The following is a 16,149-nucleotide window of genomic DNA, read 5'->3' as shown; positions in this document are numbered from 1 at the left end:
ATGAAAGTATTTATGAAATTTACGCTTGCTATAATTAAACCTGATGCTGTTAAAAACTGCTATGAATATCTTATTTTAGATCAAATAAGATATTCTGGATTTAAGATTCGTGCTCTAAAAATGATGATGTTTTCCAAAAAAGATGCCCAAGAATTTTATTCTGTTCATAAATATAAGTCTTTTTTTGACTCATTGGTTGAGTTTATGAGTAACCATCCAATAATTGCAGCTGTTTTGGAAAAAAACAAAGCGGTTTCAGATTTTAGATTGCTTATTGGAGATACAAATTTCAAAAAAGCAAAAGAAGGAACCATTCGAAAATCTTATGCTAAATCTTTAAAGCGTAATGCTATTCATGGATCTGATAGCGATGTAAGCGCTTTTAGGGAAATTAATTTTTGTTTTTTTGAACTAAATTGCTTTTAATCATATGAAGATGATTCTCTATCCAACGAATTTTTTCAAGAATGTCAAATTCTTTTTTTTTTTCTCTTTCTATAATTTCTTTTGGAGCAAAAAGAATAAATTTTTTGTTAGAAATATTTTTTCTACTTCTTTCTAATAAGTTTCTATAATGATGAAGGTCTTTTTCTAATTTATCTTTTTCAGATGAAAAATCTATTTTCCGTTTAAAGATTTTTTTTAGATGGTATTCATCAGATACCAAAAAGAACGAAATAGTTTCATAGATAGGTTTCTTATTAACGTATTCTATTTTAGAGATTACTCCTAATTTTTTAATAATGGATAGATTCCTCCTTGGTTTTTTAGTTAAAATAAACAGATCTAATTGCTCTTTTTGAGATATTTTATTATATTTTCTCAAAAATCTAATTTTCTTGATAATTTTAGCATAATTTTCGAAATCTTCTAATATCTTTGTTTGATAATTTTTTTTTTTCGGCCAATCATAAACCATTAAATATTCCTTAGCTTCAGCTGATCTAATCTTGAGATTTTGCCAAATTTCCTCTGTGATAAAAGGCATAAAGGGATGTAAAAGCTTCAGCAAATTTTCAAAAAATTCAACGGTTTTTGAAAACACTTCCAGCCCAATATTTTTACCTTTATCTGGTTTTACGAGTTCTAGAAAATAAGAACAAAAGTCCTCTCTAATCAGTTTGTATAAACTCATTAATGCTTCAGAAATCTTATTATCTTCAAAAGATTTCTCTATCTCTTCAAGAGCTTGATAGAATCGATGACTAAACCAGTCAACAGCTAGTATGGAAGACGAATATATATGATTATCCACTAAAGATTCCTCCCATTGTTTAATTAATCTAAATGCATTCCATATCTTGTTCGAAAAATTACGACCTTGTATACAGAGAATTTCGCTGAAACGCAAATCATCCCCTGCTTTAGTACTTAATAGTAATCCTGCACGAACTCCATCTGCCCCATATTGATTTATTAAATCAACAGACTCTGGGGAGTTTCCTAGTGATTTAGACATTTTTTTACGTTGATTGTCTCTAACAATTCCTGTAAAATAAACCTTATTAAAAGGCTTTTCTCCTAAAAAAGAATACCCAGCCATAATCATTCTGGCTACCCAAAAAAATAAAATATCTGGAGCGGTAACCAAATCTTGTGTTGGATAATAATATAAAATGTCTGTCCTATCAAAAATAGATATTGACCAAAGCCAAGAAGAAAACCAAGTATCTAGAACATCAGTATCCTGTTTAAGGTTGTTAGTTTTTATACTAGCTGCTTCAGTATTCCTTGCTACAACAAAAGCATTATCATAATAGTAAACTGGAATTCTGTGGCCCCACCAGAGTTGCCTAGAAATATTCCAATCTTTTAAGTTTTCCATCCAATATCTGTATACATTTTTTAATTCTTCTGGAAAAAATTTAATTTCTCCTTTTTTCACAGCTTTCAAAGCATTTTTCGCTAATGGTTTTACTTGAAGAAACCATTGCATAGACAGTCTAGGTTCAATAATAGAACTACTACGTTCTGAAATTCCTATTTTATGAGAATGTTTTTCCATTCTTACTAGAGCTCCCATTTTCTCTAGATCTTTTATGATTGCCCTTCGTTTGTATTTACCCCCTTTTATAAATTCTAAATCATGTTTTTCAGCTAATGCTTTATCAGTAAAATTCTGAGATGGAGTTACCTTCAAACATCCCGTACCAAAACTCATTTTTACATATTCATCTTCAATAATAGGGATTAATCTTCCTAAGATGGGAATAATCGCTCTACGATTTTTAAAATGAAAATAACGTTGATCGTTAGGATTAACGCAAATAGCAGAATCTCCAGTAATGGATTCTGGACGTGTAGTAGCCACTAGAATAAATTCTTCTGTATTTTCAATAAAATATTTGAGGTAATAAAGTTTACCAAAACGTTCTTCATAAAAGATTTCTTCATCTGAGAGAGTAGTTTTTACTTCAGGGTCCCAATGTATCATTCTATATGCTCTATATATTAATCCTTTTTTATAAAGAGCTATGAAAGCCTTAGTAACTGATTCAGAAAACCTTGAATCTAGTGTAAATCTACTTCTTCTCCAATCACAGGAGCATCCTAGTCTTTTTAATTGGTCGAAAATGATATTTCGATGTTTATTTGTCCAATTCCAAACTCTAGCTAGAAAAGCTTTTCTTCCTAAATATTCTTTAGAAATACCTTCTTTTTTTAGTTGATTTACCACTTTATTCTCTGTAGCAATAGCTGCATGATCAGTTCCTGGAACCCAACAAACATTGTAGTTACGCAATCGCGCTCTTCTGGCTAAGACATCTTGTATGGTATTGTTTAGCATATGCCCCATGTGAAGTCTTCCTGTAACATTTGGAGGAGGAATAACCAATGTATAAGGCTTTCTTTTATCAGGTTTTGAATTAAAAAAACCTGATTGTATCCATTCCTTATAATGCTTTTCTTCCACATACTTTGAATTGTACTTTGCAGTAATTTTCATTTAAAATGTTAGTAACATGCCATTAAAAAACCTAATAAAAAAGCTTAGCATTTAATCAAATAGAGAACATACTATTATTTATTATATTATAAGAAAATAAGGACGCTTTATCGCATAAAGTTAAATGAGGAAAGTCTGGGCACCAGAGTGCCGAAGCATCGGATAATTACCGAACGCTAAAAGCGAGGACTAGTGCAACAGAAAGAAAATACAGTTAGGCTGTAGTGAAATCAGGTAAACTCTGCGTGGTGTAATGCCAGTATACTGGCATTGTAGGTAGCCTAGCTGTTTTTGTCAAGGGGTAAGCAGCTGGTAGGTAAGAAGTAATTCTTATCAAAGAGAAATGATAAAGCTCGATGACAGAATCCAGCTTATAGTCTTATAGGTCCCATAGCTCAGACGGTTAGAGCATCTGACTCATAATCAGGAGGTCGCTGGTTCGAATCTAGCTGGGACCACTTTAGAGATTTTTCAATAAACTTGTTATTCCAGTTTCTATATTCAAAAAATCGGTTAGTTCTTTAATAAAAAGTCTCTTTTGTTTCATATCATCTCTAAATCTTACGGTGATACTTTCATCTTGAAAACTCTCATAATCAATTGTGATACAAATCGGAGTACCGATAGAATCTTGGCGACGGTACCGTTTTCCTATAGATTCATTTTCATCGTAAGTTATTTGGTGATCAGTTTTAAGTGTATGGAAAATTTTTTTAGCCATTTCAGCAAGGCCATCTTTTTTCACTAAAGGTAAAACAGCTGCTTTTACTGGAGCTAGGCTCGGGTGTAGTTTAAGGAAAAGACGTTTACTATTTTTAGTATTCTCTTCTTTAAGAGAAGAAGAAAAAACAGATAAGAACATCCTATCTAGGCCTAGAGAAGTTTCTATTACAGAAGGTAGATAATTTTGATTTTTAATGTTATCAAAATATTTTAAATTTTTTCTAGAATGTTTTTCGTGGTTTTTCAAATCAAAATCCGTTCTGGAATGAATTCCCTCGAGTTCTCTAAATCCAAACGGGAAACTAAATTCGATATCACTAGCAGTATTCGCATAATGCGCTAGTTTTTTATGATCCAAAAAACGATATTTATCTTTTCCGAATCCTAAAGTTAGATGCCATTTCATTCTAGTGTTTTTCCAATATTCATACCATTTAATTTCCTCCCCTGGAGATACGAAAAACTGCATTTCCATCTGTTCAAATTCACGCATTCTAAAAATAAATGTTCTTGCAATGATTTCATTTCGAAAGGATTTACCAATTTGAGCGATACCAAAAGGGAGTTTCATTCTTGCGCTTTTTTGTACCTGAGAAAAATTAACAAAAATACCTTGCGCAGTTTCTGGCCTTAAGTAAATTCCTTCTTTAGTTCCTCCAATTTTAAACATCAAATTAAACTTACGAATCTCCTCCCAATTTCTAGAACCTGTTTCCGGATCCCTTATATTTAGTTCTTCAATCAAGACTTGAAGATCCTTCAAGTCATTCTTCTCGAAGGACCTAGCCATTCGCATAATAATTTTTTTTTCCTGATCTCTATAATATTTTACTTTAGGATCTGTGGTTAGAAATTTTTTTTCATTAAAAAATAATCCTGAACATTTTTTAGCTTTATATAATTCTTTCTTTATTTTATTTTGTATTTTTTCTATATAGTTTTCTATCAAAACATCCACGCGATATCGTCGTTTACTATCTTTATTGTAAACCATCAAATCGTTAAATGCATCCACATGTCCAGATGACTTCCATATATGTGGATTCATAAGAATGGCTGAATCAATTCCCACAATATTTTCACGCAATTGAACCATCGACTTCCACCAGAATTCCTTTATGTTATTCTTTAATCCTATACCATATGGACCATAATCATATACTGCATTCATTCCATCATAAATTTCGCTTGATGGAAACACAAATCCATAAGATTTTGCATGAGCAATAACATTTTTTAAATGATCGTTATTGATTTTTTTCATAAACGTTAAATGATATTTTAACTTCCACTTTACGATGGAATCTTACAATGGCTTTATATTTTCCTGCAGTTTTTATCTTCCCCATGATTTTAACAAATTCCTCTTCTATAGGAAAACCTATTTTTTTAAAAAATTTTGCTAAATCTCTATTTTCTAGAGCCTTTTTAACTAGCAAGCTAACATATATACGTTTAATTTTATATGCTATTTCCTTTGCTTTTTTTAGTAAAAATTCTTCTTTTTTAGACCTTTGTTTTAAAATTTCTCTATGCTCTTTAATAATTCCAGGAGTAGCTATCAAAGCTACTCCATTAGGAAGTAGGTAATTTCTAGCGAATCCTGGCTTTACGTTTAATAACAAATCATTTTTAAATCCAAGGGTTTTTACGTCCTTTTTAAGAATAATTTTCATAAGCAAAGTTTTTTATGATCAACGAAGATCATCCGTTATGAATGGAAGAAAACCAAGATATCTGGCTCTTTTTATGGAGATGCTGAGTTTTCGTTGATTTTTCTTCGAAGTCCCTGTAATCCTTCTAGGCAATATTTTTCCTTGTGCATTTAGAAATTTTATCAAAAAATTTGGATCTTTATAGTCTATATATTTAATCCCAAACTTTTTGAAAAAGCAGTATTTTTTTTTAGTTTTTACCTCCAAATTTAAGGGAGTGAGAAATTTTATCTCACTTTCTTCAGTCTTTTGATTGTTTTTTTCTAACATACAGTTTAATTTTTATATTGTTTTTTATTTCTTCGTATTTCTGCATAGTTTCTAGCATCTTTATTCATTTTAACAATTAGGAACCTGAGAATTCGGTTCTCACGTCTAAGTCTAAGGTGGATATTGGTTATCTCTTTTGTATTTATAGAATACTCATATAAATGGTAATTAGCCATCTTTTTTTTGCTTATAGGATAAGCAAGTTTTTTCATTCCCCAATGTTCTTGATGAATAATTCTCCCTCCACTCTTTAGAATCAGTTCTTCGTACTCTTTTACGAGATCTTTTACTTGTTTTTCTGATAATACAGGAGTAACTATTATAATAGTTTCATAGAAGCTAAACATTCTATACATTTTTTTTTTATAAGTCTCTTAACCTCAAATTTTTACCCAAAAAGTTTTCCCTATATTTTTTTTTATTTCTATCAAAGCTGCTATAAGAGCATCAATATCTTTCATCTTATTAAAGATTCCAAATGATATTCTAAGATAACTCGAGGAATCTTTACCTGAAACCGCTTCAATAACATGTGAGCTAGTAGTAGCTGCACAGGCACTTCCTTGCGAAAGTGCAATACCTTTTAGGTCAAAAAAAAAACTTAGAATATTATTTTTAACTGGAATTGATATGTTCAATATTGTATATAAGCTTTTATCCAAAAAATCTGATAACCCATTGAATTTTATTTCAGGGATTACTCTTTTAAGTTCTGAAATGCAATATTTTTTTAATGTTTCTATCTTTCCTTTTTCTTCATTTAGAGAGGAATAAGCTAATTCAAGCGCCTTAGCCATGCCTACAATACCGCAAATGTTTTCTGTACCAGCTCGTAGATTCTTTTCTTGCGCCCCCCCCGTTAAGAATGGATTAACCAAGAGGCCTTTACGAATAAAAACAAACCCAATTCCCAAAGGCCCGTAAAATTTGTGAGCGCTTGCTGTTGCAAAATCTAAGGGTATATTTTTTATATTCATAGGGTAATGTCCAACTGTTTGGACTATGTCGGAATGAAAATAAGATCCATATTTTTTGCAAATAAATCCTATTTCTTCTATATCTGATAGATTACCAATTTCATTGTTAGCATGCATTAAGCTAACTATTGTAGTTCTAGAATTATTTTTTAATTTTCTCTCTAGATCTTCTCTGTCAATTGATCCTTTTTCTTCTAATTTTATTAATTCTATAACAATTTTTGAACATCGAGCTATATCTAAAACAGTTTCTAAAACTGATTTATGTTCAATTGGCGAACTTAAAATACGTTTTACTTTTAAATCTCTTATTGCCGAGCGTAAAACGAGATTATTAGCTTCTGTTCCTCCAGAAGTGAAAATAATTTCTGAAGGAAGTGCATGGATTGAACGAGCAATAGATATTCTTGATCTTTCTATAAGAGCCTTATTTCTTCGTCCTAAATGATGCGAAGAAGAAGGATTCCCTATATAGGTTTTTAAAACCTCATTCATAATTTTGATTACCTCTTGCCTTATTGGAGTACTTGCCGCGTTATCTAGATAGATTTTACTCATTGATATTAAGTATCAAAGCAGACACGTAGGGATTTGAACCCCAACTAACAAAACCAAAGTCTGCTGTGCTACCCTTACACCACGTGTCTAATCTAGATAATAATGAATCTAATATAAAAATGATCGGTAATTTTAAAAAATTTTTTTTTTTAATTTTTTTTTATTAATTTGTTTATCTAAAATATAAAATCGTTTATGTCTGTAAAAATTCGTTTTCAAAGACGAGGAAGAAAGGGAAGAGCTTTCTATACTGTTGTCGTTTCTGATTCTCGTTCTCCTAGAAATGGGAGATTTATTAAAAAATTAGGGATATACAATCCACATTCTGATCCTCCTTCTATCACCTTGGATACAGATGCTACTCTTTCTTGGCTACAAAAAGGAGCTAAACCAACGAAGGCAGCTCGTTCTATTCTTTCCAATAAAGGAGTTATGTTAAGAAAACACTTATTAATGTGGGTAAAGAAAGGTTTATTTTCTGAAAATGAGGCAGAACGTAGATACAAAGAGTGGCTTAAAAATATGGATTAAAGAGAAAAGGTAAATTTTTATTCTGATAATACTCTTCTAGTATATAGGCATCATATACTGATAATTCACCGATTCTTTTCCTTCTTAAGGAACAAAGATAACTTTTACTCTTAAGTAAGCTTCCAAAGTCTTTAGCTAATTTTCGTATATACACCCCTTTTCCACAACTTATTCTGAAGTTAAGAAAAGGTAAATTTATATCGGTAATTTCAAAATTATGGATTTTTACTTTCCTGTTATGGATTTTTACAAATTTTACTTTTCTAGCTAGCTTATATAGCTTTTCTCCATTTTTTTTTAGAGCAGAAAATATAGGGGGGATTTGATAGATGTCCCCTATAAATTTTTTTTGTTTTTTTTTAATATTTTCTGAAGTAACGTGCTTTAAAATTTCATTAGTCTCTAAAATTTCATCTTCAGAAGTCTCTGTATCTAGAGAAGGAGTTGTTACTCCCAATTTCATCATTCCAGTATATATTTTTTCTTTCTCTTGATAGAGATTTATTTTTTTAGTAGCTACACCAATGCATATAATAAGAATACCGACAGCTTGTGGATCAAGTGTTCCAGCATGGCCAACTTTTACTTTTTCTATTTTAAAAAAATGTTTAATCTTCCATCTAATAATGTTTACAACATAAAAAGATGTCCACCCTAAGGGTTTATCAATTAAAAAAATCAAAGACATTAGGTGTCAATTGTTGCATTAAGTGCGTTCATTTCTATAAATTTTTTTCTTGATGGAACATTATCTCCCATTAACAAAGAAAAAATACGATCTGTGTCTACCAAGTTTTCTATATTTACTTTACGTAAGGTTCTATTTTCTGGATTCATAGTAGTATCCCATAATTGCTTTGCTGTCATTTCTCCCAATCCTTTATATCGTTGAACGATTATCCCCTTTTTTCCTTCGTATATGAGTTTTTCTCTCTCTCTATCACTCCAAGCAAAGACTTTTCTATTTCCTGTTTTTATCATGTATAGAGGGGGAGTTGCTATATAAATGTAACCTTTCTCAATCAAAGCTCTCATATATCGAAAAAAAAATGTTAAAATCAGTGTAGAAATGTGACTACCGTCTGTATCTGCATCAGTCATAATTATAATTTTATGATAACGCAGTCTTTCTAAATTCAGTTCTTTATTATCTGTTTTTATTCCTACGCCTAGGGCGTAAAAAATATTTCGTATTTCTTCATTCTCAAATACCCTGTATTGTAGAGACTTCTCCACATTTAATATTTTGCCTTTTAGGGGCAAAATTGCTTGAAAATTTCTATCTCTTCCTTGTTTTGCTGTCCCTCCAGCAGAGTCACCTTCAACCAGATAAATTTCACATTTTTCTGGATTATTTAAAGAACAATCCGCTAATTTTAGCGGAAAACTAATAGAATTGTTAGTTATTGAATTATTTTTTTTTTCTCTAGCCTTTTTAGCTGCTAGTCTAGCTTTAGACGCTAAAAGTACTTTTTCCAGAATTTTTCTAGAAAATCTAGGATTTTCCTCAATAAATTTCCTTAGGGAATTTCCTACGATTTTTTCTACTACACCAGTTACTTCAGGGTTTCCAAGTTTAGTTTTCGTTTGCCCTTCAAATTGAGGATGGGAAATTTTTACTGAAACAATAGCAGTAATCCCCTCTCTAAAGTCCTCCCCAGTAAATTCCACTCTATTCAAGAAACTATATTTTTTAAAAGTTCTAGTAAGTGCTCGTCTAAATCCAGTTAAATGTGTTCCCCCTTCATTGGTCTTAATGTTATTAACGTAAGAATGGATGTTTTCATCGAAAGAGTGGTTATATCGCATAGCTACTTCAACAGATACCTTTTCTTTTTTACCAGAAAAATATATGACATCTGGGATGATGGGAATTTTTTTCTTGTCTAAAAAGAAAATAAAATCTTTCAATCCTCCTTCAGAAAAAAATTTTTCCATTCTAGGAATTCCACATTCAGAAATTTTTCTTTCGTCAATAAGATTTATGGAAATTCCTCGCTCTAAGAAAGATAACTCACGCAATCGTATGGCAATAGTTTCATAACTGTATGAAACATTTTTAAAAATGTTTTCATCTGCCTGAAAAGTTATTTCAGTACCACTTTTTTTAGGTTTATTGCTTTGACTTATCTGTTCTACCTTGCTAACAGCCTTACCTCTTGAATATTCTTGGAAAAAAACTTTCCCCTCTCGAAAAACTTTTCCAAAAAGTATACTGGATAGAGCATTAACACAAGAAATTCCTATACCGTGAAGTCCTCCAGAAATTTTATAAGACCTTTTGTCAAATTTTCCCCCAGCTCCAATCTTAGTCATTACAACCTCTAACGCAGAGCACCCTTCTTTTTTGTGGAAATCTACTGGAATTCCTCTTCCATTATCAATTACAGTGATAGATTTATCTGAATTGATAATAACATTAATTTCGTTACAAAAACCTGTTAAAGCCTCGTCCATAGAATTATCCACAACTTCGTAAACTAGATGATGAAATCCTTTTAGTCCAGTATCCCCTATGTACATTGAAGGTCTAGTACGAATATGCTCAATGCCATCTAGGTAGAGAATGTTATCCGCTGTATATGTATTCATATTAGGATTATTAAAAATTTTTTGCGCACGGTAAATATACGACCTTTTTTCCATAAAAAAAAGCTCTTTTAAAGTAGTTCATTAAAGGAAATTCTATTGCCTTAGGGAATAGGCTAAGTTCTTCAGATAAATGCCCTCCTTTTAGATAAAAAATGCCATTAGGTATGGCATGCTTGGATTTATTGATAAATTTTCCTTTAACCCAAGCATATAAACGAGGAATTTTTGTTCCAGCTCTATTTAAAATAAAGTCAAATTTTCCTTTTGTTTTTTCAGCTCTTATACAAAGAGTCCGAATATTATTTATAAATAACTCTTTAGATATGCTTTTTGTCGCTTTTATTTTCTTCTCTCTGTAATCTACCATAAGAAAATTGCTATCTGGAAATAAAATAGCTAGAGGCACTCCTGGAAAACCACCTCCCGTTCCAACATCCATAATATTAGAACCAGGCATAATAGAAACAATTTTAGCTATTCCTAGTGAATGCAAAACATGATTTTGATAAAAATAATCGAAGGATTTTCTTGAAATTAAATTAATTTTCTTATTCCAGTAAGAGTATATCTCTTTCATTTTAGAAAACTGTTCAAGTTGCCTTGAATTAAGTTTTGGAAAATATTTCTGAATTAATTTCATTGTATATTCAATATGAAAAATATTTCCTATCGTTTAAAAAATATGAGTTTTTCAAAAACTCTTTATATGGCCAACATAGCTAGAAATCTTATAAACAAAGGATACAAAAACATTATAAATCTAGGCATAGGAGAACCTGACTTTAATCCACCAGGATTTGTTCTTCACGCAGCTAAAAAAGCTATAGATGATGGATATCATAAATATTCTCCAATATCAGGATATTACGATTTACGTGAAACCATATGCAAAAAATTTAAACGGGATAACGAATTAAATTATAACCCTTCTCAAATTGTCGTATCAACAGGGGTAAAACAGTCAATTATAAATATTTTTCTCTCAATTCTTAATCCAGAAGACGAAGTAATAATTCCAGCTCCGTATTGGGTAAGTTATTACGAAATGATAAAACTTTGCGAGGCGAAACCTGTAATAATTCATACAGATAGAAAAAAAAATTTCAAAGTTACAGCCATACAATTAGAAAAATCTATAAACTCTAAAACAAGAGCTTTTATTTTTAGTTCTCCATCTAATCCATCTGGAGGTGTTTATTCTAAAAGCGAATTAAAAGCTTTAGCTAAGATATTAAGCAAACATAAAAATATAATGATAGTCTCAGACGAGATTTATGAACACATTTGTTATAAATCCCATGCAAGTATTGCCTCTATTCCAGAGGTTTACGACCAAACTATTACAAGTAATGGGATTTCTAAAGCCTTCTCGATGACTGGCTGGAGGATAGGATATATTGGAGCCCCTGAATGGATAGCCCAAGCTTGCGAAAAAGTTCAAGGGCAAATGACTTCAGGAGCTAATTCTCTTTCGCAGAGAGCTGCTATTGCAGCTTTAGCAGCTCGTATAAAATCTATATCTATGATTGTATCATTAAAAAAACGCAGAAATTTAGTCTTGGAATTTATAGATAAAATTACTGGATTTCAGTCCAATATTCCAAAAGGAACTTTTTATGTTTTTCCTGATGTTTCGAATCTTCTACACAGAAATATTTCTAGAACTTTAATAAAAAATTCTGATGATTTAGCTCTGATTTTACTAGAAAAAATTAAAGTTTTGACGATTGGAGGATCCTCTTTTGGAAAAGAAAAGCATTTGCGCATTTCTTATGCGATGTCAGAAAGCAAGCTGCTGGATGCATTTAGAAGAATGAAAAATCTTTTTTATGGAAAAAATTAAAAAAATGAAAAACAAAACTTTATTTTTTCTAGTATTTTTTATAGTTTTTCATGCATTAAATGCTCAACAAAAACAAAAAATTGACGGGGTTGCTGCCATTATTGGGGATCAAATTATTTCAGAATCTGATGTTAGAGAAAATATACTCAATACGGAGAAAAAATTAACTTCATGTGAAGTTTTAAAAGAACTGATCAAAAGTAATGTTTTATTATATAATGCAAAAAAAGATAAAAATCTTTCTAAAAGAATTTCTGTTGATCAAATACGTTTACGAGTTAAAAAAATTTTAAAAGAGCTTGTTATTCAAGTAGGGGGAATGAAAAATCTTTTAAAGAAATATGATAAAAATTCTTTTAAAGCACTCTGTGAAGAGTATACTGAGAATGTAAGAAATAACGAACTAATAAAACAGTTTTTTCAAGAAAAAATTTATTCTAATGTTAATGTAGGTCCATTAGAAGTACAAGAATTTTGCAAAAAACATAAAGAAAAACTCCCTATTTTTCCAGAAAAATTTGATTTTTATCGAATAGTTTTTTATCCGAAGTTAAAAAGTTCACATAGGAAAGAAATTATGAATAAGCTTGAAAAAATAAAAAAATACATAGAAAAAGGTTCTACTTTTGAAGTAGAAGCAATTGCTTATTCCCAAGATAATTCTACAGCTTTTAAGGGGGGATTGATAAAAAATATGAATACGAGTAATATGAGCTCAACACTATATCGAGTGCTCTCTTCTTTAAAAGAAGGGGAAATATCCGAACCTTTTGAATCTGAATTTGGGTTTCAAATTGTTAAATTGGAAAAACTAAGAAAAAATAGGATTGATTACCGTAATATTTTGATTAAAAAAAATTCTACAAAAGAAGAAATGGATAAAACAAAAAAATTCGCTGACTCAATTAGAGAGTTTCTTTATAAAAAGAAAATAAGCTTTGAAGAAGCTATAGAGAAATATTCCATAGAAGATGACTTTAAATTATCTCTGGATAAAAATAAATTATCGAAAAATTCCTATTCAGCATTGATTCATGTAAAAAATGGAGGTATTTCATCCACTTTTGAAGATGAAATCAAAGGAAAAAAAGCTTATTTTCTTTTGAAAGTTTTAAGAAGGATTCCAGCACATAAACCTACTATTGAAAATGAATATCATTTTTTAAAAAACTTGGTTAGTATGGAAAAATCTACAAAAGAACTTACAAAATGGGTTAATTTTCATATTCCTGATATTTTTATTGGAATAGGTGAGAACTTTCAAGAATGTTTCCAGGAAAAGCCTTTCAGGCTATAAAAAGATAGTTATATGCGAGTAAAAGGGTTTGTGGCATTTGTATCTATTACTCTTTTGTTAATTTCTTTGTATTACGTAAGTTTAACTTACAAACAGGATAGAAGGTATTTAAACCTAGGGTTGGATCTAAAAGGAGGAATTAATATTATTTTGCGAATCTCTGAACGAGATCTTTTGGTGAATCTTTATCCTAATCTTTCTGAGAATTATCAAAATAACATTTTCTTAGCTTCTCTTAAAGAAGCCGATAAAAAAGTCCCATCATTGGGGTATCTTTCTTTGTTTTTTCAGTATTTAAAAAAAAAGCTTAAAAAATCCTGTCTCTCAGAAATTTTCGGTAAATTGCTTAATGAAATTAATTCTGATAGTACAGACAAAGAAGTTGAAAAGGTAATAAGAAAAAAAGTAGATGAGTATATAGACGTTGCGTCAAAGGTTCTTCAATATAGAATGGATAGGTTTGGTATTCAGGCTAAAATTCAACGCATAGAAAACTCAGTATGTATTTTGGTAGAGTTTCCTTTTGTAAGGGATGTAGAACGTATAAAAAAATTATTGCAGATCCCAGCCAAACTCCAATTTTTTGAAGTTTTCCGTAATAAACGGGTTACCCCATATATTCGAAGTTTAGACTATATTTTAAAAAAAAACTCTTCTCTATTAGGATATCATATAAAAAGTTCTCATATAGATGAAAACTTAATAGGTTTGGTTGACATAAAAGATACGATTATTGTAAGTAAAATTTTAAACAGTTCTAAGGCTAGATTTTTTTTACCTCCAGATTTAAAGCATGTTAAATTTTTGTGGTCTGCTAATGGTTTAAAATCAAGAAAAGGAAATTTTATTGGATTATACGCAATTAAAACAGAATTTGACGGTACTTCTCCAGTAGAAGGTGAGGTAATAACTAAGGCAAATATATCTTTAGGATTATTTAATGAAATAATACTAAAGATTACGATGAATAAAAAAGGTACTTTTCTCTGGAAAAACTTAACTAGAAAAGCTCTAGGAAAGAACATCGCTCTAGTTTTAGATGATTTAGTTTATGCGGCTCCAAAGGTTAACTACGTTATTTCGAATGGACATTCACAAATTTCTGGAAATTTCAATATACAAATGGCTAATGATCTAGTGAATGTTTTAAATTCAGGTAGGTTACCTACAAAAATGCAAATTATTATATCAGAAATGATAGGCCCGTCTCTAGGTAATAGAGCGATTAAAAGTTTTTTAAACGCTTCTTTACTAGCTTTAGTATTCGTTTTCTTCTGTATGATCTGTTTTTACAGAACTGCAGGATTCTATGCAAATCTTGCATTAATTTTTAATATACTATTTATTTTCGGTATTCTAATTTCTATTGGAGGGGTTCTCACATTGCCTGGTTTAACAGGGATAATGCTAACCATAGCAAAATATGTGGATGAAAATATTTTCCTTTACGAAAGCATAAAGGAGTATATTAAAAAAGGAATAAATAATAGTTCTAACCTTAGAACTATCATAGATAGACAAATTACCACACTTTTTACTGGAATTATTTTATTCTTTTTGGTAAAAGGGCCTATAAAAGTATTTGCGACAACGTCGATTATTGGAAGTTTTACTTCTATATTTTCCTCTCTATGTATTTATATATGGTTTATCGAAAATCACTTTACTATAAATAAATATATTTATTTTTCTAGTCTAAGAACTGAATATTTTATAGAAAAGATTCAATGGAATTTTCTCTCTAATCGAATTTTCGCTTACCTATTTTCCCTAATTTTACTAGGGATCAGTTTTTACTCTTTAGCTATTCGAGGATTAAATTTAGGAGTGGATGGTGGAAGAACTTATATCGTTCGGCTTAATCAATCAGTAAATTTGGAAAAAATTTCTGATAAATTATCGAGTTTTTTTTCTGAATCTGAAAATGGGTTTTATTCTATTCCAGAAATTTTCTATATTGGAAGAAAAAATAAATTAAAAATAACGACAAAATATAAAGAGGGCCCTAAAGTTGAGGAAGAAATTTCGAAAAAACTTTATACCGTATTTAGGCCGTATTTACCAATAGATTTTAGTTTCGAAAACTTTAAAAACACTAAAAAATCTTTTGGTATTTTATATACTATAAAAGTTTGTATCGCAAAGTATCTTAGTAAAAAAGCTTTTTTGTTCGTTTTATTTTCTTTACTTGGAATTTTTTCGTACCTATTCATACTATTTGAAAGATGGGAATTCAGTCTAGCTGCAGTTATTTCTCTTTTTCACGATTCTATTGTAGTTTTAGGATTTTTTTCAATTTTTTATAGATTTTTACCTTTCTCTTTAGAGATGGATCAATCTTTTATTGCCGCAATGTTCACTATCATTATTTATTCAATAAATGATAAAGTAATTGTATATAATAGGATTATAAGAGAGTCCATGTTGAAAAATAGATCTTTTCATGATATAGTCAATCAAGCAATTTGCAGAACTTTAAGTAGAACCATTAAAACCTCCTTAATGAGAATCTTTGTTCTATTTATTATTTTCCTATTTGGAGTAAAGCCAATACGAAACTTTATGTTTGCTATTTTTTTGGGTCTTGTCGTTGCTCCGTATTCTTCAATATTTATATCTCCCACACTAATATATGAGTTATGTAAATAATAATAAAATGTGAGTATACTTTCATTATTATATTTTTTGCTGTTTTA

The 16,149-nt window shown here is 30.2% G+C and carries 14 protein-coding genes, 2 tRNA genes and 1 other RNA gene; 7 read left to right on the top strand and 10 right to left on the bottom strand.

The window, feature by feature from the left end; all coding sequences use genetic code 11:
* Positions 1–12 precede the first annotated feature (12 nt).
* Positions 13–426, top strand: coding sequence for a nucleoside-diphosphate kinase (locus VF849_01750; protein HEX9232743.1), 414 nt, complete (start codon positions 13–15; stop codon positions 424–426).
* Here VF849_01750 and VF849_01745 read toward each other — a convergent pair.
* Positions 392–2,947, bottom strand: a complete 2,556-nt coding sequence (locus VF849_01745) for a valine--tRNA ligase (GenBank protein HEX9232742.1) — start codon at positions 2,945–2,947, stop codon at positions 392–394. The two genes, VF849_01750 and VF849_01745, sit on opposite strands and share 35 nt — an antisense overlap.
* Positions 2,948–3,041: 94 nt before the next feature.
* Between VF849_01745 and rnpB the strand changes: the two genes are divergently transcribed.
* Together rnpB and VF849_01735 are read left to right on the top strand one after the other, a co-directional pair.
* Positions 3,042–3,336, top strand: an RNA gene (gene rnpB / locus VF849_01740) — RNase P RNA component class A.
* A tRNA-Ile gene (locus tag VF849_01735) sits at positions 3,332–3,405 on the top strand. The genes rnpB and VF849_01735 overlap by 5 nt, the downstream gene beginning before the upstream one ends.
* A gap of 2 nt (positions 3,406–3,407) precedes the next feature.
* On the opposite strand, the gene VF849_01730 is transcribed toward VF849_01735, so the two are convergent.
* The 6 genes from VF849_01730 to VF849_01705 form a co-directional block, all read right to left on the bottom strand.
* Positions 3,408–4,934 carry a glycine--tRNA ligase gene (locus VF849_01730; GenBank protein HEX9232741.1) on the bottom strand — a complete coding sequence of 509 codons (1,527 nt, stop codon included), beginning with the start codon at positions 4,932–4,934 and terminating at the stop codon, positions 3,408–3,410.
* A complete protein-coding gene (rplI, locus tag VF849_01725) occupies positions 4,918–5,346 on the bottom strand; it encodes a 50S ribosomal protein L9 (GenBank protein HEX9232740.1) in 429 nt (142 codons plus the stop codon). Before rplI ends, VF849_01730 begins: the two co-directional genes overlap by 17 nt.
* 18 nt (positions 5,347–5,364) lie before the next feature.
* Complete coding sequence (rpsR, locus tag VF849_01720; protein ID HEX9232739.1) at positions 5,365–5,655, bottom strand: 30S ribosomal protein S18; 291 nt, start codon at positions 5,653–5,655, stop codon at positions 5,365–5,367.
* 5 nt (positions 5,656–5,660) lie between these two features.
* Entirely contained in the window at positions 5,661–6,002 is a 342-nt protein-coding gene (gene rpsF, locus VF849_01715; GenBank protein ID HEX9232738.1) for a 30S ribosomal protein S6, read from the bottom strand.
* A 33-nt stretch (positions 6,003–6,035) separates the two neighbouring features.
* Positions 6,036–7,190: a cysteine desulfurase family protein gene (locus tag VF849_01710; protein HEX9232737.1), complete on the bottom strand. Its 1,155-nt coding sequence runs from the start codon at positions 7,188–7,190 to the stop codon at positions 6,036–6,038.
* Positions 7,191–7,208: 18 nt separating this feature from the next.
* Positions 7,209–7,279, bottom strand: a tRNA-Gln gene (locus VF849_01705).
* Positions 7,280–7,385: 106 nt separating this feature from the next.
* Between VF849_01705 and rpsP the strand changes: the two genes are divergently transcribed.
* Positions 7,386–7,721, top strand: coding sequence for a 30S ribosomal protein S16 (gene rpsP / locus VF849_01700; protein ID HEX9232736.1), 336 nt, complete (start codon positions 7,386–7,388; stop codon positions 7,719–7,721).
* Here the strand turns inward: rpsP and truB are convergent.
* From truB to rsmG, 3 genes are read right to left on the bottom strand one after another with little or no spacing between them, the layout of a single operon-like run.
* Positions 7,705–8,409, bottom strand: a complete 705-nt coding sequence (gene truB / locus VF849_01695) for a tRNA pseudouridine(55) synthase TruB (protein ID HEX9232735.1) — start codon at positions 8,407–8,409, stop codon at positions 7,705–7,707. The two genes, rpsP and truB, sit on opposite strands and share 17 nt — an antisense overlap.
* Complete coding sequence (locus VF849_01690; protein ID HEX9232734.1) at positions 8,409–10,313, bottom strand: DNA topoisomerase subunit B; 1,905 nt, start codon at positions 10,311–10,313, stop codon at positions 8,409–8,411. Before VF849_01690 ends, truB begins: the two co-directional genes overlap by 1 nt.
* A gap of 10 nt (positions 10,314–10,323) precedes the next feature.
* On the bottom strand, positions 10,324–10,953 hold the full coding sequence (rsmG, locus tag VF849_01685) for a 16S rRNA (guanine(527)-N(7))-methyltransferase RsmG (GenBank protein ID HEX9232733.1): 630 nt from the start codon (positions 10,951–10,953) through the stop codon (positions 10,324–10,326).
* A gap of 12 nt (positions 10,954–10,965) precedes the next feature.
* Here rsmG and VF849_01680 point away from each other — a divergent pair, with 12 nt between their 5' ends.
* The 3 genes from VF849_01680 to secD are packed head-to-tail and all read left to right on the top strand — an operon-like array spanning position 10,966 to position 16,102.
* Positions 10,966–12,156 carry a pyridoxal phosphate-dependent aminotransferase gene (locus VF849_01680; GenBank protein ID HEX9232732.1) on the top strand — a complete coding sequence of 397 codons (1,191 nt, stop codon included), beginning with the start codon at positions 10,966–10,968 and terminating at the stop codon, positions 12,154–12,156.
* On the top strand, positions 12,143–13,453 hold the full coding sequence (locus tag VF849_01675) for a peptidylprolyl isomerase (GenBank protein ID HEX9232731.1): 1,311 nt from the start codon (positions 12,143–12,145) through the stop codon (positions 13,451–13,453). The genes VF849_01680 and VF849_01675 overlap by 14 nt, the downstream gene beginning before the upstream one ends.
* Before the next feature lie 12 nt (positions 13,454–13,465).
* Positions 13,466–16,102 carry a protein translocase subunit SecD gene (secD, locus tag VF849_01670; GenBank protein HEX9232730.1) on the top strand — a complete coding sequence of 879 codons (2,637 nt, stop codon included), beginning with the start codon at positions 13,466–13,468 and terminating at the stop codon, positions 16,100–16,102.
* Positions 16,103–16,149 lie beyond the last annotated feature (47 nt).

It is taken from the genome of Blattabacteriaceae bacterium (genome assembly GCA_036390115.1).
In the GTDB taxonomy this organism is placed as follows: Bacteria; Bacteroidota; Bacteroidia; order Flavobacteriales; family Blattabacteriaceae; genus DASQPV01.
Note: the sequence above shows the minus strand (reverse complement) of the source record. Positions and strands in the feature narration are given on the sequence as shown.